General features: G+C 55.9%; 20 protein-coding genes. 12 read left to right on the plus strand and 8 right to left on the minus strand.

Translation table 11 applies throughout. From position 1 onward, the window contains the following. Positions 1 to 24 precede the first annotated feature (24 nt). From Q4606_RS00920 to Q4606_RS00935, 4 genes are read left to right on the plus strand one after another with little or no spacing between them, the layout of a single operon-like run. Positions 25 to 1,176: a response regulator gene (locus Q4606_RS00920; RefSeq protein WP_303606391.1), complete on the plus strand. Its 1,152-nt coding sequence runs from the start codon at positions 25 to 27 to the stop codon at positions 1,174 to 1,176. Further along, positions 1,148 to 1,555 carry a response regulator gene (locus Q4606_RS00925; RefSeq protein ID WP_303606392.1) on the plus strand — a complete coding sequence of 136 codons (408 nt, stop codon included), beginning with the start codon at positions 1,148 to 1,150 and terminating at the stop codon, positions 1,553 to 1,555. Before Q4606_RS00920 ends, Q4606_RS00925 begins: the two co-directional genes overlap by 29 nt. A gap of 40 nt (positions 1,556 to 1,595) precedes the next feature. Beyond that, a complete protein-coding gene (locus Q4606_RS00930; protein ID WP_303594805.1) occupies positions 1,596 to 1,916 on the plus strand; it encodes a DUF2288 domain-containing protein in 321 nt (106 codons plus the stop codon). After that, positions 1,916 to 2,827 (plus strand): lysine exporter LysO family protein, encoded by a 912-nt coding sequence (locus Q4606_RS00935; RefSeq protein WP_303606393.1) that lies wholly within the window; start codon positions 1,916 to 1,918, stop codon positions 2,825 to 2,827. Before Q4606_RS00930 ends, Q4606_RS00935 begins: the two co-directional genes overlap by 1 nt. A 6-nt stretch (positions 2,828 to 2,833) precedes the next feature. On the opposite strand, the gene Q4606_RS00940 is transcribed toward Q4606_RS00935, so the two are convergent. Together Q4606_RS00940 and Q4606_RS00945 are read right to left on the minus strand one after the other, a co-directional pair. Next, on the minus strand, positions 2,834 to 4,042 hold the full coding sequence (locus Q4606_RS00940; protein WP_303606394.1) for an HD-GYP domain-containing protein: 1,209 nt from the start codon (positions 4,040 to 4,042) through the stop codon (positions 2,834 to 2,836). Next, entirely contained in the window at positions 4,039 to 4,848 is an 810-nt protein-coding gene (locus Q4606_RS00945) for a TatD family hydrolase (protein ID WP_303606395.1), read from the minus strand. Before Q4606_RS00945 ends, Q4606_RS00940 begins: the two co-directional genes overlap by 4 nt. Before the next feature lie 197 nt (positions 4,849 to 5,045). On the opposite strand from Q4606_RS00945, the gene Q4606_RS00950 reads away from it, so the two are divergent. Then, complete coding sequence (locus Q4606_RS00950; protein WP_303606396.1) at positions 5,046 to 6,317, plus strand: D-amino acid dehydrogenase; 1,272 nt, start codon at positions 5,046 to 5,048, stop codon at positions 6,315 to 6,317. Beyond that, positions 6,314 to 7,570 (plus strand): methyltransferase, encoded by a 1,257-nt coding sequence (locus tag Q4606_RS00955; protein WP_303606397.1) that lies wholly within the window; start codon positions 6,314 to 6,316, stop codon positions 7,568 to 7,570. The genes Q4606_RS00950 and Q4606_RS00955 overlap by 4 nt, the downstream gene beginning before the upstream one ends. Here the strand turns inward: Q4606_RS00955 and Q4606_RS00960 are convergent. From Q4606_RS00960 to Q4606_RS00970, 3 genes are all read right to left on the minus strand, one after another. Next, a complete protein-coding gene (locus Q4606_RS00960; protein WP_303606398.1) occupies positions 7,527 to 8,018 on the minus strand; it encodes a DUF4124 domain-containing protein in 492 nt (163 codons plus the stop codon). The two genes, Q4606_RS00955 and Q4606_RS00960, sit on opposite strands and share 44 nt — an antisense overlap. Before the next feature lie 83 nt (positions 8,019 to 8,101). Continuing rightward, positions 8,102 to 9,310 (minus strand): OmpA family protein, encoded by a 1,209-nt coding sequence (locus Q4606_RS00965; protein ID WP_303606399.1) that lies wholly within the window; start codon positions 9,308 to 9,310, stop codon positions 8,102 to 8,104. A gap of 171 nt (positions 9,311 to 9,481) precedes the next feature. Then, positions 9,482 to 11,773 carry an ATP-dependent helicase gene (locus Q4606_RS00970; RefSeq protein WP_303606400.1) on the minus strand — a complete coding sequence of 764 codons (2,292 nt, stop codon included), beginning with the start codon at positions 11,771 to 11,773 and terminating at the stop codon, positions 9,482 to 9,484. A 233-nt stretch (positions 11,774 to 12,006) separates the two neighbouring features. Here Q4606_RS00970 and Q4606_RS00975 point away from each other — a divergent pair, with 233 nt between their 5' ends. From Q4606_RS00975 to Q4606_RS00985, 3 genes are all read left to right on the plus strand, one after another. Continuing rightward, on the plus strand, positions 12,007 to 12,384 hold the full coding sequence (locus tag Q4606_RS00975) for a DUF2237 family protein (protein WP_303594791.1): 378 nt from the start codon (positions 12,007 to 12,009) through the stop codon (positions 12,382 to 12,384). Next, on the plus strand, positions 12,384 to 14,540 hold the full coding sequence (locus Q4606_RS00980; RefSeq protein WP_303606401.1) for a tRNA(Met) cytidine acetyltransferase TmcA: 2,157 nt from the start codon (positions 12,384 to 12,386) through the stop codon (positions 14,538 to 14,540). The genes Q4606_RS00975 and Q4606_RS00980 overlap by 1 nt, the downstream gene beginning before the upstream one ends. A gap of 70 nt (positions 14,541 to 14,610) precedes the next feature. After that, the gene (locus Q4606_RS00985) at positions 14,611 to 15,318 is read left to right on the plus strand and encodes an ankyrin repeat domain-containing protein (protein WP_303594787.1); all 708 of its coding nucleotides are present in this window, start codon (positions 14,611 to 14,613) and stop codon (positions 15,316 to 15,318) included. 20 nt (positions 15,319 to 15,338) lie between these two features. Here Q4606_RS00985 and Q4606_RS00990 read toward each other — a convergent pair whose 3' ends face one another. Further along, positions 15,339 to 16,442 (minus strand): enoyl-CoA hydratase/isomerase family protein, encoded by a 1,104-nt coding sequence (locus Q4606_RS00990; RefSeq protein ID WP_303594785.1) that lies wholly within the window; start codon positions 16,440 to 16,442, stop codon positions 15,339 to 15,341. A 218-nt stretch (positions 16,443 to 16,660) separates the two neighbouring features. On the opposite strand from Q4606_RS00990, the gene Q4606_RS00995 reads away from it, so the two are divergent. Beyond that, positions 16,661 to 16,996 (plus strand): cytochrome c, encoded by a 336-nt coding sequence (locus tag Q4606_RS00995; protein WP_303594783.1) that lies wholly within the window; start codon positions 16,661 to 16,663, stop codon positions 16,994 to 16,996. A gap of 23 nt (positions 16,997 to 17,019) precedes the next feature. Here Q4606_RS00995 and ppnN read toward each other — a convergent pair whose 3' ends face one another. Next, positions 17,020 to 18,402, minus strand: a complete 1,383-nt coding sequence (ppnN, locus tag Q4606_RS01000) for a nucleotide 5'-monophosphate nucleosidase PpnN (protein WP_303594781.1) — start codon at positions 18,400 to 18,402, stop codon at positions 17,020 to 17,022. A 110-nt stretch (positions 18,403 to 18,512) separates the two neighbouring features. Between ppnN and thiI the strand changes: the two genes are divergently transcribed. Continuing rightward, complete coding sequence (gene thiI, locus Q4606_RS01005) at positions 18,513 to 19,967, plus strand: tRNA uracil 4-sulfurtransferase ThiI (RefSeq protein ID WP_303594779.1); 1,455 nt, start codon at positions 18,513 to 18,515, stop codon at positions 19,965 to 19,967. A gap of 8 nt (positions 19,968 to 19,975) precedes the next feature. Here thiI and Q4606_RS01010 read toward each other — a convergent pair whose 3' ends face one another. Beyond that, the gene (locus Q4606_RS01010; protein WP_303606402.1) at positions 19,976 to 20,989 is read right to left on the minus strand and encodes a histone deacetylase family protein; all 1,014 of its coding nucleotides are present in this window, start codon (positions 20,987 to 20,989) and stop codon (positions 19,976 to 19,978) included. 172 nt (positions 20,990 to 21,161) lie between these two features. Here Q4606_RS01010 and Q4606_RS01015 point away from each other — a divergent pair, with 172 nt between their 5' ends. After that, a complete protein-coding gene (locus Q4606_RS01015; protein ID WP_303606403.1) occupies positions 21,162 to 22,616 on the plus strand; it encodes an NAD-dependent succinate-semialdehyde dehydrogenase in 1,455 nt (484 codons plus the stop codon). Positions 22,617 to 22,654: the final 38 nt, after the last annotated feature.

Here is a 22,654-nt window from a genome sequence, read left to right on the forward strand (position 1 = left end):
TAACTGCACATTGAGAGCCCCACGATGTATGTGTTGATTCTCGAAGACGATGAGCTGGTTGGTGATCTGCTGGAAACCGTTGTGGCGAGCGCCTATCCGGGAGCCAGAATCCGGCTGTGTACGCAGCTTCAATCAGCTTGCGATAGCTGGCGGGAAGAGCCGGCTGATCTGGTGATTGCCGACAGGAACCTGCCGGATGGTTCAGGGCTTGAGTTGATTCGTGTGGTCAGGCAAACCAGCGCTGAAATTCCTGTTCTGGTGATCAGTGGCCGCACAGACCGCGACTCCATTCTGGCGGCAGCCCATCTGGGCATTAGCGGCTACATCAGTAAGCCCTTTCAGGTAGACGCGCTGCACCAGCGGCTGACAGCGCTGGCGCCATTGCCCGTTGACCATGATAAAGGTTCCGTCACCCTGGCTGAAAAAATGGAAGCTGCCTGTAACTCCGCGATTCAACTACCAGGCCAGATCGATACTGCTGAAATTCTGGCGCTTATGGAGAAACGTGACGAGTTGGGTGCGCGTTTCCTCGCGGAACAATGGAGCAAGGAGCCTGCGCTGAGTGCAAAAATGCTGGATGTGGCTAACAGCGCCTCATTTCGGCGTTCGGGCACGCCGGTGAAAACACCCGCAGAGGCCATCAGCTCGATTGGTGTTGCTATGGCGTTGAATCAGGCTCTTGCGCTGTCGTTGGATATTGCCGGCAAGCTGGCCTGCCCGCGCTTGGGTGAACGTGCGCGTATTGAACAGGAGCAGGCTTTGCGAGTGGCCGAGGAAGCCCGCGCGCTGGCGAAAAAGGTGGGAGAAAACCCTGCTCTGTATTACACGGCAGGCTTGTTGAGTAAGGCCGGAGAGTTGGCCGCCTTGAAGGTGCTGCAAAACCAGTGTGATGAGAGTGGGGAGCCGCCAGACGTTGAACAGATCGATTCGGCCATTACCGGCTGGGCCGAAAAGCTGGGTAACCGGATCAAGGTGCAGTGGCATTTGCCGCTGGATCTTCGGGAATTGATTGGTGCTGTCTATTTTTTGAGCCGGGGTAACGTAAGCCGATCGAAACTGGTGATGCGAGCGGCCGCATTGCTGGCAACGGAGGAGGCCGAAAGCCCTGAGTGTCGCACACTACTACGAAGGCTGGGGATCGAGGAGGATGAAGATGACGCCAGACAGCGGTCTTAATCGTATTCTGATGGTTGAAGATGAGCCCGATATTCGCGCGGTAGCGGAACTGGCTCTGGAAGCCATTGGCGGGTTTCAACTCACGGCCTGTGAATCAGGACAACAGGCGTTGGAGCAGATTGGTGAATGTCAGCCCCAACTGATCCTTCTGGATGTCATGATGCCGGTGATGGATGGTCCCGCGACCCTGGAGGCCATCCGGCGCTTACCGGGTTATGCTGAAATACCTGCGGTGTTCATGACTGCGAAGGTTCAGAGCGATGAAGTTCAGGGTTACCTGACACAGGGTGCGGCTGGCGTGATTCCAAAGCCGTTTGATCCGCTCACACTGGCCGACGAGATAAGGGAAATCTGGAATCAGGCCAGTGCAATCGGTTAAGCTCTCGCCGGTTTTACTGTCATCATCCGAAAAGGCTCTCATGTCATCTTCCCGCAACAACGATGAAATCAAAGCCAGGCTTAACCTGGAAACCTCCCGCATACGCTGGCACGAACTGCAAACCTACTATGCCCGTGGACAGATAGTGCGCGTGAGCAACAATTTGGACCTTCTGGATGTGGCCAGTGAGCTGACAGCAGATAACCGCGTCCTCTTTGAACAGTGGCTCGCTGCGGGCGACGTGGGGGATGTTTCACCCGACCTGGCCCGCGCCTGGTATGAACGCAATGCCGAGCTCTGGGCTGTGGTTATAGCTCCCTGGGTGCTGATTCAGGATCGTTCCGACGCGTCGGTGCACTGATGCTGACGGGTGCCTTGCTGATTCTTGCACCGTTGTTTCTGGGATTTGCCCTGACGCTGAAAAACCGCCGACTGATGACAGCGATTCATTATTCCGTTGAAGTGCTGGTGTATTTCATTTTGGCGCTGCTGGGGCTTGCTCTGGGTCAGATGGAGGGTTTAACGGGGCAGCTGGGAACTATGGCAGGGCAGATGTCGGCTCTGGTAGCGGTTCTGTTTGTTGCCAATATGCTGGGCCTGTGGCTGCTACATCGCTGGCGCCCCATGCCTCCTGAGCCAAGAGATGCCGACTCTGGCAGGGCTGGTTACCTGCGTCTTTTCATGGCTGGCCTCAAGCCTCTGTTTGCAGTGCTGGCCGGGGTGTTATCGGGCTATTTCCTGTTGCCGAAACTGCCGCAAGCCGAGCAGTTGGCTACCTGGTCTTTGATGCTTCTGCTGTTTTTGATTGGCCTGCAATTGCGTAATGCGGGGCTTTCCCTGCGCAAGCTGCTGATGAACACCCAGGGGCTGGGCATCGCGATTGTGCTGGTGCTCAGCTCTTTGCTGGCGGGCGTGTTGCTTATGCCTGTGCTAGGCCTGCCCTGGCACGATGTGCTCGCCCTGGTCTCTGGATTTGGCTGGTACTCGCTTTCCGGAATCGTGATTGGGGAGGCCCTTGGCCCTGCATGGGGCGGTGTGGCATTTCTGAATGATGTACTTCGCGAAATTATTGCATTGGCCATAATCCCGCTGGTTATCGGCAGTCGGCCAGCCATGGCTATCGGTTATGGAGGAGCTACGTCAATGGATTTTACGCTTCCGGTAATCCGCAGCAACGGTGGTCTAAGCTGTGTGCCTGTGGCTATCGCCTCCGGTTTCCTGCTGTCTTTTCTGTCGCCGGTTCTGATGGGTGTGTTTCTCTCTCTGGGCTAGAGAGCCTCAGGAAAGGAACTTGCGCACATCAATCCGGTATTCATTCGGGTCAACGGCGCGAAGAATGCGGTCCTGGCTACCGGCTTTTGAGAGATCGATGGTTGTAACGGTAATCGGCATCCGGAATTTCGTGTGATACATCACCCGGACAACGGGTAACCGCTGATCTTCCTCATTTATTTCAATCACAACACCGAGCCGCCCACTGTCGAGTAAAACCAGAGAGCCTACTGGATACAGCCCGATACAGCGGATGAATTGCTTAACCAGTGCCGGGTCCAGATGACTGCCGCTCCACTCGAGAAGCTTCTTGAGGCCCTGGGTAGGCGTCATGCCGCGGTGATACACGCGATCGGCGGTAATGGCATCGTACACATCGGTAATGGCAACCATGCGCCCGTATACAGAGATCTGATCGCCCTTCAGGCCCTCCGGGTAACCTGTGCCATCCAGGCGCTCATGGTGCTGGGCCGCCGTGATCACGGTGAGTTCGCCGATGCCTTCGGTTGCAGACAAAATGTCGCGGGAGTGCCTGGCATGAAGCTTCATGACTTCATATTCTTCTGGTGACAGGCGTCCAGGCTTATGTAGCACCTCATCAGGCGTCAGTATTTTTCCCAGATCGTGGAGCAGTGCGCCTACAACAGTCTGGTGCAGGACATCAGCAGGGAGCTTTCGATACTGTCCGAAAAGGGTCATGAGGACACTCAGGTTTACCGAGTGCTCAAGGAGGTAGTTGTCTTTTTCGCGGATGCGCCCCAGGCAACCCAGCGCATTGGCATTGCGGGTAACCGAGTTTTGCAGCTCGTCCGCCAGTTGATGTATCGGCGCGATATCGATGGCGGCACCGATCTTGGCGCTGTTCATGAAACTGCCAACCAGCTCCTGCGCCTCTGAATGAATTCCAAGAGCAACTGCCATCTCCTCTGAAAGAGAGACCTTTGGCGTAATGCCGGGTTTCTGTTCACCCGCTATTTGCAGCGCCGCTTCATTACGTTTTTCTACTTCTTCGGCTGTTTCGGAATCCTGAGTATCTGCGCCTTTCTGTGCATCAATATAGACAAACTGCACACCCATTTTGCGGATTTTTTCAATGGTTTCTTCCCGTTTGACTACGCCGCGCCTGCGCTGGGTATTGTGGGGAATCCAGTCATTGTTGAGGTCGCTGATATACATGCCGACCTTCAGTGCGGATATGGGAATGCGTTTGATCATTGTGCGGGGAAGAACGTTCGCAAGCTGTTGTTATAGGTATGCACAATCACATCCTCCAGTGGCAGCTCTTTCACTTCGGCAATCTTCTCCGCTACAAATGGCAGATAGAAAGGCGCATTTTCCCGGCCACGGTAGGGTACGGGGGTAAGAAACGGGGCATCAGTCTCCAGAAGGATCTGGTTGATGGGAGCCATACGAACAATGTCCCGTACGTTTTCTGCCTTGTTAAAAGTGGTAATGCCATTAAAGCCGAGATTCCAGCCCTGATCCAGTGCATATCTTGCAAGCCCCGGTCCCGACGTGAAGCTGTGAATGACGCCGCGGCGTTTGAGAGACTGCTCGAACTCTTTGAGTATAGCTATTGTATCCTCGTCTGCGTCACGGCTGTGGATAACTACCGGACGGTCGTTGTCACAGGCAATCTGAAGCTGGCGCCGGAACACATCACGCTGAATGGCGCGATCGGCGTTGTCATAGAAATAATCCAGCCCGATTTCGCCAACCGCAACGATCTTGTCGTCCCGGGCATGAGTTCGTATTTCGGCGTCAATGGCATCGCTGTAACTTTCCGCCTCGTGGGGGTGGATGCCCTGAGTGCCGAAGAGCCATGGGGCCTTGGTGCTGAGTTCACGCACTTGCGCAAGGTTGCCCGGCGCGACCGCAATAGTAATCACCCGCTCGATATTCACCCGCCGGGTTTCCTCCAGAGTTTCTTCCAGAGGTCGATCCTTGAGGTAATCCAGGTGGCAGTGGGTCTCGATGATCGGATGGTCGAATACGGGAATCTCGCGACGTTTTTTACTCATGGACTGGTGCTAGGCTCCGGTACAGGCAGTCAGTTCGACTGCTACTCTTTAAGTTTGACTGCTAGGCTTGCGGTGGGGCTTAAGAAAGCAATCTTATCAGCTGTACGTTTAAGGGCCTACATTCATAGATAGGGAGTTTCCTTGATGAATGTTGCCCCTTGGGGCTGGTTCGGGTTTCATTCAGGATGGAGGAGCGGATGCACGTTGTCGTTATTGGTGGTGGCGTTGTGGGTGTAACCACAGCCTTTGAACTGAACCGTCGCGGTCATCAGGTGACGGTCCTTGAGCGTCATGGAATGGCCGGCAATGAAACCAGCAAAGGCAACGCGGCCCAGCGTTCTTACGGCGTGGTATACCCTTGGGCAGATCCCGGCATGGTGTTCAAGGCATTGCCCTGGCTGGTTAAGCAGGATGGTCCCCTGAAATTGCATATGCCACCTTCTCTGGGCGCTATACAGTTCATGTTTTCAACACTTCGTTATGCCTGGTCACCCGGCCTGTTCGGTTTTAACAAGCGCGCCATGCTTCGCCTCGGGATTCATAGCCGTGAACGCTTTCTGAAACTGGAAGAGGAGCTGGACCTGGCATTTGACGGCGGACATCGCGGCCTGCTGCATCTTGCCAGCAAGCCTGAAGAGCTGGAAGCGTACCGGGGCACACAACGGCTGTTGAGCGAGATGGGGATCGCCTCCCGGCTGCTGACGCCCGAGCAGGTATACGAGGCGGAGCCGGGCATGGCCGGCAACGGCCCACTTTATGGTGCCCTGAGTTACGACACCGACGGCACTGGCGACTGCCATCTGTTTTCACGAGAGTTGGCGAAAGTCTGCGAAGAAAAAGGCGTCCAGTTCAGGTATGGCGTTCAGGTGGAGCGGCTAACGGCTAACAGCCAGACAGTCGAATCGGTTGTTCTGCGTAGCGAAAGTGGCCAGCAGGAAACGCTGGCGGCAGACGCCTTTGTAGTGAGCGCTGGTTGCTGGTCTCCGGAGCTGGTTCGACCCCTTGGCCTTAAACTGCCTATCTACCCGGTTAAGGGATACAGTATTACAGCGCCGCTGAAGAACCCCGAAAAGGCGCCGGTTTCAACGATTCACGACGATAACTACAAAGTCGTGTCGACGCGCCTGGGTGACCGTTTGCGTGCTACCGGATTCGTGGAGTTGGCGGACTTCAATCGGGATATTCCCGAAGCGCGCATCGCCACCATCCGCAAATCCGTTGAGTCCCGCTATCCTGGTTGCGCCGATCTGGATGCCGCAGAAACCTGGACGGGCTTCCGCCCGATGACGCCTGATGGTCCCGCCATTATTGGCCGTGGTCCGCGTCGTAATCTTTATCTCAATACAGGTCACGGGACCTTCGGTTGGACTTTCTCAGCGGGCAGTGCAGATGTCATTGCCCAGGTGATAGACGGCGCAGAGCCGGCTGTTTGTCTGGATGCATTTCGCCCGGGCCGCTATCAGGAGTGAGTGTTCAAGGTTGCGCCGAATCCTATTACTCGCGGTGGAAAGCGCTGAACGACTGGCTGGTTCTGCATCAGCCCATATGGCAGCCGGCTCCGTTTACAGAGCCGCGACCGGATTGGGTTCAACTCTATCCAGAGCTTGCAGGCATGGTGGCAGAACTCACCGATGCCGAATGCGACGAACTGGAGGGGGACCCCGGGGTGGTGGTGAAAAAAGCGTCACGGTTCGTGCCAGAACTGGGCTATTACTCTGACATGGTTAAGCTGCCAGAACTGTCACCCCGGCCCGCTGATGTTATGGCTGCGACGCTACCGGAAGTCAGGGCAAAGGACATGCCCGGGCGGAAACGGGAGCAGGCGGGTGCTTTTACGGCAGCACTAAAACCGTTGCAGCAACCGATTCTTGACTGGTGTTGCGGCAAAGGGCACTTGTCTCGAACACTGGCCGCTCAGGGTCACCAAAGCGTTGACGGCTATGAGTGGAATCCCGAGTTGGTGGCCGGCGGTAACCGGCTTGCAGAGCACTTTGGAGACGCCGTTCAGATCCACTGTCGGGATGTAATGGCGCAGAACCTGCCCTTGCCGGATGACACCCATGGTGTAGCTTTGCATGCCTGTGGCGACCTTCACCGGCAGTTGTTGATGCAGGGCGCCGCCGCTGGGTTACCGCGGCTGAGTATTTCACCCTGTTGCTATCATAAAACCGTGGATAACGTTCATAAGGCACTCTCGGAACGAGCAACGGATTACGCGAACCGCTTGGTGCCGCACCGCAGCGATCTGCGTTTGGCGTTGCGCGAAACGGTAACGGCGCCGGCTGGTGTCAGAAAACGAACAAGAACGTTAAGTCAGTGGCGGCTGGGTTTTGACGGCTTGCAACGTGCCTTGCGGGGTGCCGATGACTACCTGTCTCTGCCTTCCTGTTCTCCACGGCTGCTTGGGAAGGGGTTTCCCGCCTTTTGCAGCTGGGCAGCTGGAATAAAACAGCTCCATTTGCCTGCTAGTACGGATTTTGAGGCCTGGCGTGCTTATGGCGTCCAGCGTCACGCTGAGGTTCGCCGCCATGAGCTCATTCGGCATGTGTTTCGCCGGCCTTTGGAGCTATGGCTCGTTCTGGATTATGCGATGTATCTTGAAGAGCAGGGGTACAGAGTGCGGCTTGGTCATTTTTGCGCCCGGTCGCTGACACCCAGGAATCTATTGTTGGATGCGGTCAGGGTTTGCGGTACTCAACCCGCTCGACACAGCCATCCTTGAAGTACACGTAGGTTAGTTCGTAAAGCGCGCCGTAATAGTCGGTCTGATAAATCCAGACTTCCTGGGGTCCGCCATAGGTTTCCGGTGGATTGCCGAATGCGCTGCGCACATGCTCTCGAGTCATGCCCTTGACGACCTGTTCGCGGATCAGATACCGACGCAGGTCGGTGGAGTTGATAAAACGACAGGTTTCCGGCTCTGAACCCGCTTCAGAGGCCTTTTCGACTTTTTCGTGTGGCTCTGGTTTCGCTGCTGACGAGGCTGGTAGGTTCTGGTTAAAACGGCCCCCGATTCGGTTGTCTCTTATCTGTATGGCTTCGGCATTTTCGCCACAGGGCGTGTCGGAAAATACCGTGTTTCCTTCTGCGTCGCTGCAACGAAAGACTTCAGCCTGAGTTGCAGTAGCAAACGCTAGTGGAAAAACCAGGCCGATCAATAATCTGAGCATGGGCTACCCCCGGAAACAGCCAAAAAGAAAGGCGCCCTAAGGCGCCTTTCCTGACTTCACTTGCTTCTATACTAGCTCAGGTATTAGCGAAGAACCTGAATGCGGGCTTCAACCCGACGGTTCTCAGCACGACCTGCCGCTGTATCGTTAGAGGCAACCGGTTCGCTTTCACCGTAGCCTTTCGCGCTCACTTTTTCCGCATCCACGCCAAGTGCACCGGTCAGGCGCTCTGCCACTGCTTCAGCACGACGCTGTGACAGGAATTCGTTGTAGCTGGCTTTGCCGCGATTGTCAGCGTGACCGGCAATTTCTACAACGGTGCCCGGGTTGGCTTTAAGCGCGTCTGCAACACGACGGATTTCCGCATCGTAGGCGTTGCCGATCACGGAGCTGTTAGTCGGGAACTTCACCTCAATGGTGAATGTATCGATGGTTTCGGTTACACCTTCACAACCTGTTTCATCCACTTCCGCACCAGCAGCGGTGTTCGGGCAAAGGTCCTGGCTGTTAACGACGCCGTCGTTGTCGCTGTCGAGTTCGCAGCCACGGCTGTTCACGTCGGCACCACGAGGTGTGTCAGGGCAGGCATCACGCACGTCGGCTACGCCGTCGCCGTCAGCGTCTGGCTCACAGCCTGAGCTGTCAACAGATGCGCCAGCAGGGGTGCCCGGGCATTGGTCGCGGGAATCAGGTACACCGTCGTTGTCGGTGTCTGCCGGGGCCATAGGTGCTGCACTTCCAACTGTGCGGTTGAACGCGAAGCTGATGCCCAGAGAAACCTGGGTGTCAAAAGTGCTTTCGTCGATGCCGTGGAATTCCCGCAGGTCGCCACGCAAGGAGATGGCGTCGCTTACGTTGTAGCGAACACCTGTACCTACGTTAACGCGGGTTTCATCATGGTCGGTACCAGCAGTGTTGTAGCTGATAACATCACCTACGCCAAAGTCAGCATTGCCGACACCCGCAGAAACATACGGGTTCCAGGCTTTATCCTGAGCGGCGAAGTAGTAGGTGCCGTCTACTCGGATTTCTTCAAAGTCTGAAGATCCTGAGACGTATTTACGGTCTGCATCAGCCCGGGAATACATGGCCTCAATCGCCCAGTTCGGCTTGAACCGGTATTCCAGACCCACGCCGAACGTGCCGGTTTCACTTAGGTCACGGTCGTCGTCGAAAAGCTGATAAGCAGCGAAAGGGTTGATGTAAACCGTTTCTTGGCGTTCAGCAGCTAGGGCTGGGGCCGCAAAAGTACCTGCGATGGCGGCCATCGCGATCGGACGCATGATGTTCATGCAGAACCTCCTGTTCGATTATCGTTGTAAAGCTGTCGTATCGTAAAAGTGGCTAATTTGCACACTGGGCGCAACTTATACCAAAGAGTTACGAAAAATAAAGAATTGATCACTAATGTTACATTAGGAATTATACGTGTTGTCGGCCTTACTAGCACACTTTTCTGTGAGTTACGTTGATAGAACGCTGAAATAAAGGTGGGCGTTTTTTTTGCTGAAGTGCATTTTTTCACCGCTAGTAAAATGGACCTCGAACGAGCTTTCATCTTCCGCGACTACGGAGCCTGGGCCGAAAATAGCGTGATTGAGGCGCGTCTGGTGCCACAGGGGGGATGTGGTGCTGTCATAGGCCCGAGCATCGCCCTCAAGGGAGATGCCTTCCTGTGCCGCGTAACGCGAGCTGACAGGTGTCAGTGGCGCGGCGAGCTTTACCGAACGGTTGCTATCCGTTACTCGTCCATCCAGCCACCGCCCGAACTCGTCAGCCAGATCGAAGCAGCATTCTTCTATAAAACGACTGGGGCCCTGATCGCCATCCAGGTGAGGTTGTTTGCTTGGCTGCCGGGTAATCAGGTGCAGCTTTTCGCGGGTGCGTGTCATGGCGACGTATAACAATCGACGTTCGCTTTCCAGGGTTGCGCGAGCGTCATCCTGGGATCGCGGACTGTGGGGTAGATACTTCTCTTGCAAGCCCGGAATGATTACTCGTGGCCATTCCAGCCCCTTCGTACGATGAATCGTGGAGAGCAGAACGCCTCCGCTGGCCTGCTTTTCGCTGGCTTGTTGTTGCAGTGCTTTGAGGTGGGCCAGTGCACCTTTAACATTCACATCCAGGCCCTTCAGGTACTCACGAAACCCGTGAATGGTATCGATGCGCTCTTCTGCGCCGTCATGGGTCAGTGCCAGGCTGCGAACGCCTTCATAGAGATCCGTATGCTCTGCATAGACCGTTATCAGGCCTGTTACCGGGCCTGAATAGCCCTGGAGTTGCTCCAGAACCTCGCCCAGCTTGCGCAGTTTCCGGGCCGCCATGGGCGCCAGCGCGCCAAAGTCCAATGCCAGCAGACGCTCATGCCAGCCATTGGCAAATCCGGCAAGAAATCTCGCTAACTGCTCCAGCTCCGGTTCCTTGAGGCCTACATGAGGAAAGCGCAGAAGCAGTTGTGCGAGCTCCAGTCTGTCTTCCTCGGGGAGCGTTCCCAAAGTTCCGGAAACCACTTTCAATAAAGCCGTGATGGCCTGTACCTCACGACTGAACAGTGCGCCTTTGCCAGCATCGATACGGTAGGGGATCTGACGGGCTAACAGTTTGAGTTCGATTGGCACACTCTGGCTCCAGACCCGGAACAGAATGGCCGTGTCTGCAAGCGCGCCCTGAACAGAGTCGTCCGTTCCCTGGCCAAGGATCTGCAATACGGCATCCGCATCGCTCTCCACCCTGTGCAGGGTGATCTCCGTGGCGGGAGTGGAGGCGTGGGAGTGGCACAACACATCCTTGCGGCCGGTGTTGTGACAGATCAGGTGGTTGGCCAGGAGGGCAACCCGGTGGCCATAGCGGAAGGTGTAACTGAGCGTCTGTTCCAGCGGGCTTTCAAACTCATCGCTGAAGCGCTTGAGAATAAACTCGGGCTTCGCGCCCCGAAACTCGTAAATGGTCTGGTCAGGGTCTCCTACTACGGTCACACGGGCCCGGTCACCAGCAACATAGCGCAACAGTAGATGTTGGATCTCGTTGGTATCCTGGTACTCATCCACGAGAATCAGGTCCATCTTGTTGCCCACCAGCCGTTGCAGGGGCGGATTTTGATGAATCGCCATCACTGGTTCGTAGAGCATATCTGCGAAGCTGATGCGGCTTTGGCCCTTGCGCCACTGTTCAAAGCTGTGAAACAGGTCTATCAGATATCGGTGCTTGTCCGAGTAGCCGAGTTCTTCGAATACGATCTCGGCCGGTGACAGAGTGGTTTTCACCAGGTCGATAAACCCGGTGGCTGTCTCGACATAGTCTTTTTTGTTGCGCCGTATTTCATCCGCAAGACCTTCCGGTGCCAACCGCCGCGTCAATAGCCAGGCCTGGAAACTGATTTCCTGTTCGGTCAGAATTTTTTCGGAGAACCCTGGCAGGTAGCCTTCCCGTACGAATCGCTTGTACAGTCGCAGACCCATGGCGTGATAGGTGCGTATCTCCGGAAGCGCCAGCCCACTCTGGTGGCAGACCTCCTGCAACTTGCGCTCAAAATCCATCCGCGCGCTGCGGTTGAACATAAGCACCAGTATACGGTCGGGGTCATGGCCTTGCCGTAGCAGATAGCGAATTCGCCAGGCCAGGGTGGAGGTTTTACCGCTGCCGGCGACGGCGGTGATCACCGAATGCTCGTAGCCGGCGGTAATAATTGCCTTTTGCTCATCGGTCAGAAAATCAGGCAGATCGGAAGTGAGAGATTCGGGGGTGTCGGTTGGCATAAGTACTATTGTACTGACCAACTGGCAGCGCGGGTACCTGTGCCGCATAATTGGTTAATCTGAATATGTATTTTAGAAAATCCACCTGAAAAACTCGGGAGCAACAAGGCGGGGCCTTATCCAAAATCGTGCGGAGCCATGGATGGCGGAGCCGAGCGTACATGGATGTATTCACAGCGTATTTTGGGTAAGGCCCTGACTTGTTGCTAGCACCAAATCAGAGGATAACGACTATGCAAACTGAGAAGCCTGTCAACGTATTAGGCGAGAAGCTGGAAACTTGCGGGACGGATCCCGAAACGGGATTCTACCGTGATGGGTGCTGCAATACCGGGCCGGATGATCACGGTTCGCATACGGTTTGTGCGGTTGTCACTGACGAATTTCTGGAGTTTTCCAAAGCCCGCGGGAATGATTTAAGCACGCCAGTACCGGCTTTCGGTTTTCCCGGTTTAAAAGCGGGTGATAACTGGTGCCTTTGCGCCGCTCGCTGGCACGAAGCGTTTGAAGCGGGCAGCGCACCCAGGGTGCGGCTGCGTGCAACACATCAGGGGGCTCTGGAGCACTGTGCTCTTGAAAACCTGAAAACCCACGGTGTTGATCTCAGTTAATGAGTACCGAAGCAGCCTTGCCTGCGTCGGCCGTTGATACCTGGCGCTCACTGCAATCCGGTTTAGTGGCAAGCGGAGAACGGCGACTGGTGTTGCTTGAGGGCCCCCGCGATCTCGCTGTTCAATGGTTGCAGGCGCTTCTTCCGGCCATAGCGCAGGAGGGTGGGCTGTGGGTCGGACGCACAAGTGAAGCGCTTGGCGTCCGCCTCACTACGATTGAAGCGTCGAAGGCCCGGCAGTGGCTGGGCCGTGAAACACCTTTGATTGTATGGGATGGCTGGCAGGGAAATCCGCCGGATGCTTTTGCAGCGCTTGCGGGCACTTTGAAAGCGGGTGGGCTGTTATTCTGGTTGATGCCTTCTCTTGAGGCGTGGGGCCATTTTGCAGATCCGGATTACGTGAGAACCGGTCTGGATCATTGCCAGTTCCATCCTTTTGCGGAGCGCATGGCTGGCGTTCTGGCGGCTGACTCTTCTGTTATCAGGGTGCGCCTTGGCTCGCCGGAAGCCCTGAGTCTTCTGGAATTGCCATCGTCCACCGATAAATTCAGGGTCGCCACAACGCCCGATCAGGAGGGTTTGATCCGCAAGCTTGTTGCGTTCGGGCTTGGCCGTCGTCGTCGGCCCCTGGTAGTGACTGCGGACCGTGGGCGCGGCAAGTCTGCTGCGTTGGGTATGGCCGCAGCCCAGTTATTGCAGCAGGGTCGAAGACAGATACTGGTAACCGCGCCCTCAAGACAAAATGTTAGTGCCTTGTTCATGCATGCTCTGGAAAGCCTTGATGACGAGGTTCTGGAGGCAGGTGATGACTGGATAAAAACGGCGTCCGGTGCGCGACTGCGTTACCTGCCGGTTCGCGACCTGCTCCAAGAAAAGCCGGAAGCTGAAGTTGTTATGGTGGATGAAGCGGCTGGCCTTCCGGTTTCCTTGCTGAAACGTGTTCTGCTGGGCTGGCCGCGAGTCGCTTTCGCCTCTACGGTTCACGGATACGAGGGCGCAGGGCGTGGGTTTGCAATCCGCTTCCGCAATGTGCTCGATAGTGAAACACCGCATTGGCAGTCCCAAGTGCTTTCCAAACCGGTGCGCTGGGCCGAAAACGACCCTCTGGAGCCTCTGGTATCCAGGCTTTTTCTACTTGGTGCCGACCAGGGTTCGGGCGAGTTCCCGAAAACGCCGGTTGGTGATGTGGTTATTGAGCCCTGGCAACCTGCCCTGGCTACCGAAGCGGAACTTGTTGAGGCATTTGGCCTTTTGGTGGATGCGCACTACCGGACAACGCCGGGCGATCTTCGGCAATGGCTGGACGACCCCGCAGCGCGAAGCTGGCGTGCTCTTGTAAACGGCAGAACTGTTGGTGTGCTCTGGGGCGCCGTGGAAGGCGGGCTGAGTAAAGAGTTGGCAACGCAGGTAGCGAGTGGCAAACGCCGGGTTCGGGGGCATCTTTTGCCCCAGTCGCTGGCCAGCCATAGTGGTTTTCCGGAGGCCGCCAGCCAGTGCGGTTTGAGGATTATCAGGGTAGCGGTTACAGCGCAGTCCAGGCGTTCAGGCATCGGGAATAGACTGGTAGTTGCTGCGGCCGCTGGTGCAGAACGTGAAGGGCTGGACTTTACAGGCACCAGCTTCGGCGGCAGCTCGGATCTATACGCTTTCTGGGCCTCTTGTGGGCTGAAGTTGGTGCGTATAGGGCTGCAACAAGAGGCCACCAGCGGGGAATATCCGGTACAGATGGTTCTTGCTCACAGTAGTGCAGGGCTATCTCTTGTCCGGCAAGTGCGGGCACGTCTGGCCAAGCACTGGCTGACCCTGGTGCCGCTGAACTGGAAAGACCTGGACCCCGGACTCCTGGCGGATATGACAGCTCACCTACCATCAGGATCTCCACCGGATTTGGCGGATATCCGGGATCTTCAGAACTTTGGTGACGGCCACAGGGGTTTTCAGTTGATGGTGCCAGTTCTGCGGGAGCTCAGCCAGGCCCAGGGCCTTATGGGCTGGTTCAGTCAGCATACAGAACTGAGTATTTGGTGCCGGGCCGTGCTGCAAGGGTGGAGTTGGTCAGAGCTGCAAGGGGAAGGCTTGTGCACCGGCCAGCGTGACGGGGAGGACCGTTTGCGCGCTATGGTTCGTGAACTTCTCCGGAACGGACCGGAGTTGTGACCCGCTCGATTTAATTATGCGGGCCTCCTGCTCAGAATAGGCTCCACTTATCTGACAGAGACTGTTCATCATGGCCAAGGGATCCGGCTTCTCCAAATACTCAGTGCTGTTATCGTCTGTTCTGTTCGCTTCAGCTTTGACTGCTCTTCCCGGGTGCGCCTCGAGAGGGGTTCCTGCCAATCTGGATCACCAGACTGAAAATGCATCCGGCACGGCTCTTTATCGGGCTGCTGCTGACGGTGATTTTGAGGCCGTAAGCGCCCTGACAAAGTCGGGTGCGCCCCTGAACACCCTGACCGGGGATGGCACACCTCTGATGGCTGCTGTCCACGCCCGTGCTGACCGTATTGCATGGTATCTTCTGAGCAAAGGTGCGGCTCCAGACCTTGCTGAGACGAACAAGATTACACCTTTGATGGTGGCTTCAGGGCAGGGTGATCGCCGGCTTGTGCGCTTACTGCTATCGGCTGGTGCCAGAGTAAATGCTATGGATGTGCATGGCAGCACAGCGGTCATGCGCGCCGCAGAGCAGGGCCAACTATCGGTTGTAAAGGTTTTGTTGGCAGCGGGGGCAAACGTTAATGTCAGCCAGGGGGGCGAGTCACTGCTGATGAAAGTAGTTTCCACCGGTGACCTGCTGACGGCTGAAATGCTTTTGGCTGCAGGCGCGGATGTGAACTATCGGGCAAAGAATGGTGCAAGCGCACTGGACCTGGCCCGGGCCCGTAATCACCAGGACCTGGAGATGTTGCTGGTACAGGCCGGGGCCGAACTGTAAAAAACGTATTGCGGCCCCTGTTATTCCAACTGCATGGGGTCGGTCTGATCGTTCCATACGGGCAGGAAATGGGCCTCAATAATTTCGTCGGGAACATCTTCGATGCGGGCGAAAGACCATGTCGGATTCTGGTCCCGGTCAATCAGACGGGCCCGGATGCCTTCGGTGAGATCGGGCCTTCGCACGCACTCCCACACCATGGCAAGTTCCATGCGGAACACATCTTTCAGTGACATCTGCTGGGCCTTTTTGAGCTGATTCCAGATCAACAGAGCGGAAACCGGGCAGCCCCCTTCCAGTGTTTTCATGCAGGCTTGCCACCATTCACTGTCTACCCGAGCGGCCAACAGCTGATCGACGATCTCCTGCAGGCTGACACCCGCGCACAGCTTTGCAATATTCCGCTCGTGCAACTCGAGCTGGCCGGCAGGTAACGCACGGTAATCCTGGAGTTCAAGTTGCTGTAGCAAGCGGAGCAGGCGGCTGTCGTCAGAGGCCCTATGGCCACTCCAGCGTTCTTCCTGCAGTCTTGATAACAGGCCTTGCTGATCATTGGTTGGCAGGGCCATATCGGCCAGGCCTACGCGCAGAGAATCGGTGATGTTGAGGCGGCAACCTGTCAGGCCCATAAATAATCCCAGGCGCCCCGGCAGGCGATTCAGGAACCAGCTTGAGCCAACGTCCGGAAACAGACCAATAGAGATCTCCGGCATAGCCAGGGTGGCGTCCGGTGTTAATAGTCGGTACCGGCAGGCGGAAAACAATCCCAGGCCGCCGCCCATAATAATGCCGTGTCCGATGCCCACAACGGGTTTGGGAAACCTGTGTAGCGTATAGTCGAGTGCGTATTCGTGGCGGAAAACACTGAATGCGGCTTCGGGATTACCGGCGCCCGTTAATGATTGATACAGAGCCCGTATGTCTCCGCCTGCACAGAAGCTCTTTTCTCCTGCTCCCCTGATGACTACAACACAGATGCGCTCATCGACAGCCCAGCGCTCCAGGCTGTCCCTGATAGCGGTGATCATCTCCTCAGTGAGTGCATTCAATGTGGCGGGGGAAGCCAGAGTCAACAAGCCAATATGGCCTTCGTGACAGGGGAGTTCCTGAACCTCTACAGACATTAATGAAGTCTCCGGGCGGTAAAAATAAGCTCTTAAGCGTGCTTTGTTCGTACAGTCTCTGTAACCGGATAGAAATTAAAGAAGACCAACGTCGAAGCAGGCGCATTGATTTATGGCATTTGCGCAATTGTATGTCTGTGCTATAAGTTTCAGCCAGTTGCTGTCCGGTTCAGAATACCGGTTTGAAAACTTGAAACGATGACGAGAGGTTACCCATAATGAAACTTAAACACTATGCTGTTGCAGGGCTTTTTGCACTGAGCGCCGCTGTTCCTGCGGTCTCTTCTGCTGCCGGCGATGTTGCTGCGGGCAAGGCAAAATCAGCGGTTTGTGCCGCTTGTCACGGCCAGAACGGGATCGCGCAGATTCCGACCTACGCTAATCTGGCGGGCCAACACGAACAATATCTGGTTAACGCACTCAAGGCATACAGAAGCAAGGAGCGCAACGGTGGTATGGCCGCCATCATGCAAGGTCAGGCCGCGGCTCTGAGTGATGAAGATATCGCTAATCTGGCAGCCTACTACTCAAGCCTGCCAGCAGGCGGAAAGTAAGCGCCAGGTATCAGTACAGCAGCTCAGGTTGCTGTACTGACGATCCGGTAGCTCGGGCGATAAGCCGAAGAGCCGGGTAACTTCATCCGGTCCTGGGCGACGAATTGCTCCAGCATGGCCTCCAGAGGCCTGATCAGGGTAGGATCCCCCGAGATTTCAAAAGGTCCCTTCTCCTGCACCTTTCGAATACCCCCTTCCTTTACGTTTCCGGCCACAATACCACTGAAGGCTTTCCTCAGGTTCGCTGCAATCAGGTGCACTGGTTGGTCGCGATGCAACTCCAGAGCAAGCATGTTTTCATGATCAGGCTCGAAGGGTAGCTGGAATACCGGATCAATCTTCAGCATCCAGTTGAAATAATAGGCATCCTGCAAGGCACGACGGAAGGTCTCGACTTCCTTCATACCTTTTTTCATGGCCCGTGCCACCCGTACTGGATCATTGATAATGATTTCGTATTTGCTGGCAGCGTGGTCCCCTAGAGCATTGCGGATGAACTTGTCGATCATCTCGAAGTACTCGGCGTTTTCCGGCAGGCCGGTAAATACCACGGGGAAGGGCAGGTCTGCGTTATCCGGGTGCAGAAGTATGCCGAGCAGGTAGAGGATTTCCTCCGCAGTTCCTACGCCACCCGGGAAGACGATGACGCCATGGCCGCAACGCACAAAGGCTTCCAGGCGCTTTTCGATATCCGGCATGATAACCAGTTCGTTAACGATAGGGTTAGGTGCTTCTGCGCCGATGATGCCTGGCTCGGTAATGCCAATGTAGCGGCCGTTTTTAATCCGCTGCTTGGCGTGAGCAATGGTGGCACCTTTCATCGGGCCCTTCATGGCGCCCGGTCCGCAACCGGTGCAGATGCTTAGCTCCCTTAGCCCAAGCTGATGGCCAACTTCTTTACTGTACTGGTACTCTTCATGGCTGATGGAATGCCCACCCCAACATACAATCAGGTCGGGCTGGCGACCGGGCTGCAACACCCGGGCATTGCGCAGAATATGAAACACCATGTTGGTCAGATCATCTGGCCCGTTGCTCTCCATAATCCGGGCAAACTGCGGCGTGGAGTGGGTGTAAACAATATCCCGCAGAACGGAGAACAGGTGTTCACGAATGGCCCGGAGCATTTCATCATCTACAAACGCGTGCGCCGGCGCGTTGACCAGCTCCAGCTTCAGGCCTCTGGGCTGTGGTATCAGGCGTATATCGAAATCCGCATGGGCTTCCATCAAGTCTTGGCAATCATCGGTCACGACACCGGTATTCAGCACCGCCAGTGCGCATTGGCGGAATAGCCGGTACAAGCCGCCTTCGCTTCTGTCTTTGAGCAGATTGACTTCGTGATTGGACAGTATTTCCAGGCTGCCCTCAGGTGATACAAGAGCATTGATGGTGGGCTCGATCATGAACAGAAAAACTCCAGAGTGTTGCGGTAAAACCCGATTTTGAGGCACAGCGCCGAAACGCTACACTAAGCGCCTTTCAAATCATACACCATCCGACTAAACGCCGATTTATGAAACTGCTTATTCGCCCTGCACCGGAAGTTGTCATCAAGAGCAAACCTGTTCGCCGCCGTCAGATGCGGCATTTGCGCCAGAATATCCGTAAACTTCTGGCGCGCCTTGATCACGACATTATTGTGGAGGGCAGCTGGGACAGAGTAGACGTTGACGTGCCCGATGACAGGGGGCTGGCAGGCCCGGTGGTTGATGCGCTCCTGCGTATTCCCGGTATCTCGACCATCCAGGAGATTGCTGAGTTCCCGTTCGTCAGCCTTGATGATATTACCCAGAAAGCGGTTGCAGCCTTTGCTGGCCGTCTGGACAGTAGAAGCTTTGCGGTTCGGGTTCGGCGCCATGGTAAGCACGATTTCCGCTCCATTGATCTGGAACGGCTGACAGGCAGTGCGCTTATGCAAGCTGCTAACGATGCCCGCGTTGATCTCAGATCACCGGAGGTGGAAGTGCGCATTGAGGTGCGGGACGGTCAGTTTCATATTGCCCACCGCAGACATCGGGGGCTGGGCGGTTATCCGCTGGGCAGTGTCGAAAACGTAATGACGCTGATGTCTGGCGGGTATGACTCATCGGTAGCTGCTTATCTGATGCTGCGCCGGGGCCTGCGCAGCCATTTTCTGTTCTTCAACCTGGGTGGTGTGGCTCACGAAGTGGGTGTGCGGCAGGTTGTTCACTACCTGTGGGATCGCTATGGAGCATCTCACGGCGCCAAGTTTATTTCTGTGCCCTTCGATGGGGTGGTGGAAGAAATCATGCGGTCGGTCGGCCACCGCCACTGGGGTGTGGTGCTCAAGAGGCAGATGCTGAAGGCCGCCAGTGAGATTGCGCGTAATAACAACGCCGTTGCTCTGGTGACCGGCGATGCGGCGGGCCAGGTGTCGAGCCAGACCCTGACTAACCTGAACGTGGTGGACCGAGCCAGTGATGAAGTGGTTCTGCGACCTCTGATTGCCATGGATAAGGAAACCATTATTGGCCTTGCTCGGGACATTGGCACAGAGCCCTATGCCCGTAGTATGCCCGAGTATTGTGGTGTTATATCCCAGAAGCCGTCCACCCGAGCCCAGCTGGGCCGTGTGGAAGCCGACGAAGCCGCAATGGATCCGGAGGTCCTTGCGCGCGCCATAGAAGCTCGTGAAGATACACCGGTCAGCGAACTGCTGGACACCATCACCACGCCGGAAGAGGTCGATCTGGTAAAAACACCGGCCATCAGCGATGTTGTTATTGACGTGCGCCACCCGGCCGAAGGCGAGCAGTCTCCGCTGAAGCTAACCGGAAACCAGGTCCTGACGATCCCGTTCTACGAATTGAATCGCCATATTGCAGAGCTTCCTGCCAACCGCCAGTATCTGTTGTACTGTGATCGCGGGACCATGAGCCGAATGCACGCCGTTCACCTGAAAGCGGAAGGGCACGAAAACATCAAGGTTTACGCGCCCACCGTTTAGTTAGTACCTCAGCCGGCCAGGCCTCTGAAGAACTGCTGAACGTTCTCGCTCAGAGCGTCGAGATCGTAGCCGCCCTCCTGCACGACCAGTGTCGGCAGGCCAAGCTGGCGTATGTGTGTGCTGAGACGGCAGAAGCCTTCAGAGGTAACTGAAACTTTGGCTTGGGGGTCGTTTTTGTAAATATCGAAACCCAGAGTCAGGATCAGCGCATCTGGCTGGAAAAGCCGGATGGCGGCCAAAGCCTCATCAACCTTCCCGAAGAAATCTTCCTCAGAGGAACCGTGGGGCATAGGCAGGTTGATGTTGTAGCCAAAACCCTCGCCTTCGCCGCGTTCATTTTCATAGCCCGTCACCACGGGATAGAAGTTGGTCGGGTCGCCGTGGATGGAGATATAAAGCACGTCGCTGCGATCATAGAAAATTTCCTGGATACCCTGACCGTGGTGCATGTCTGTATCCAGAATGACCAGCCTTGGGAATCGGGATTTCATATGCTCGGCTGCAATAGCTGCGTTGTTGAGGTAACAGAACCCCCCTGCAGCGTCCTTGCGAGCATGGTGCCCAGGTGGCCTGCAGACAGCATAGGCTGTGCGATCGCCGGCCATCACTGCATCTGCAGCACCGAGTGCGGTTTGTGCGGACCAGTAAGCTGCGTGCCACGTGTGTTCACCGATGGGGCTGCTGCCGTCGGCCTGATATCGGGCGGCTTCCGCAAGAATACCCGTCAGGTGATTGGGCGAGCGGACAAAAATATTGGAAATAACTTCCTCGCCCCAATCGTCCATCTTCATCCAGCGACGGTGGGCGGACTCAAGAAATCGTAGATATCCCAGATCGTGCACTCTGGAAATCGGTCCCGCACCATGATCGGAAGGTTGTAGCACTGGTATGCCCATTTCTTTCAGGCCTTCCAGCATCTCGTTAGTGCGATCTGGTACCTCTTGGGGCTGACGCATCTGGCCCCTGGTGAAATAGGTTCGAGGCGCGTGCTTGTCTTGCGCGGGATGGAAAAACGCTTTCATTATCCGATCTCCTGAATTTCTGGTTCTCCGAATATAGGCAAAGACGGAGGATGGACAAAAGCCGGACTATCGACTTTACAGCTAGAGGTTCAGCATCCACTATGGAAGACATATTCAATCGACGCAACCGTGCACTGCAACTGGTGCCGTTACTGACATAACAGGAGCCGAAATGATCGAGTCACCACTGCTGGAAAAGCTGACTGGCTACATCGGCGGTCGCTGGACTGACAATGAACAGGGCAGCACCTTTGACGTATATAACCCGGCTACGGGTGAGGTTATCGCCCAGGTTGCTTCCATGCCTGAAAGCGAAGTAAAAGCGGCTGTTGAAGCGGGCAAATCTGCCCTTCGTCTGACAAGTCCCTACTCTATTGAAACCCGCAGAAAATGGCTGGAAGATATCCGTGATGCTCTCAGGGCAAACAAGGAAGAAGTGGGTCGAATTCTGTGCATGGAGCATGGCAAGCCCCTGAACGAAGCCCAGGGCGAAGTGGATTATGCGGCCGGCTTTTTTGACTACTGCTCAAAACACATTCAGGCGCTGGATGATCACACGCTTCCGGAAACACCGAAAGACTGCAACTGGACCGTGCATTACCGGCCTGTTGGCGTCACCGCGCTGATCACGCCATGGAACTTCCCCATCGGCATGATCGCCAAAAAGCTTTCGGCGGCTCTCGCAGCGGGTTGCCCGTCCGTCATCAAACCTGCCAGTGAAACACCGCTGACCATGATTGCTCTGTTCAAACTGATGGACAAGCATGTGAACCTGCCTGAAGGCATGGTGAATCTGGTAATGGGCAAGGCCAGCGTGATCGGCAAGGTGCTGTGCGAAAGCCCGGATGTACCCATGCTGAGCTTTACGGGTTCCACGGAGGTGGGCCGCAAGCTGATCGTCGATACAGCTGAACAGGTCAAAAAACTGGCATTGGAGCTGGGTGGCAATGCGCCGTTTATCGTGTTTGACGATGCGGATCTGGACGCGGCAGCCGACAACCTGATTGCCAATAAATTTCGCGGCGGCGGGCAGACTTGTGTTTGTGCCAACCGGATTTTCGTGCACGAGAAGGTGATCGATGCGTTTGGTGAGAAGCTTGCGGAACGCGTGAACAAAATGACCGTGGGTGATGGAATTGCAGGTGATGTTGACCTTGGCCCGTTGATCAATAAAGCAGGTTTCGACAAGGTTAAGCGTCACCTGGAAGATGCCCTTGAGAAGGGCGCGTCACTGGTGGCGGGTAAAGCGCCGGGTGATCTGGGTGACGGCCACCTGTTCTTCCCACCGACGGTTGTCTCGGGTGTCACGCGGGACATGTGTTGCTTCCGGGAAGAAACCTTCGGGCCGCTGGTTCCGATGGCAAGCTTCCGCACAGAAGACGAAGTTATTGATGCCGGCAATGATACTGAATTCGGTCTGGCGTCCTATGTATTCACCGCGGATGCAGAGCGCGCCCAGCGAGTGGCTGCGGGCCTGAGGTTTGGCCATGTAGGCTGGAATACAGGCACAGGACCTACACCTGAAGCGCCGTTTGGCGGTATGAAGGCTTCTGGCACTGGTCGTGAAGGCGGGCATGAGGGCTTATTCGAGTTTGTTGAAGCGCAAACGGTACCAAGAGGTTTCTGACTTCAATCCTGTCCTTTTAAACAAAGAAGGCGAGCCGT

Source organism: Marinobacter sp. 1_MG-2023 (assembly GCF_030549045.1).
In the GTDB taxonomy this organism is placed as follows: Bacteria; Pseudomonadota; Gammaproteobacteria; order Pseudomonadales; family Oleiphilaceae; genus Marinobacter.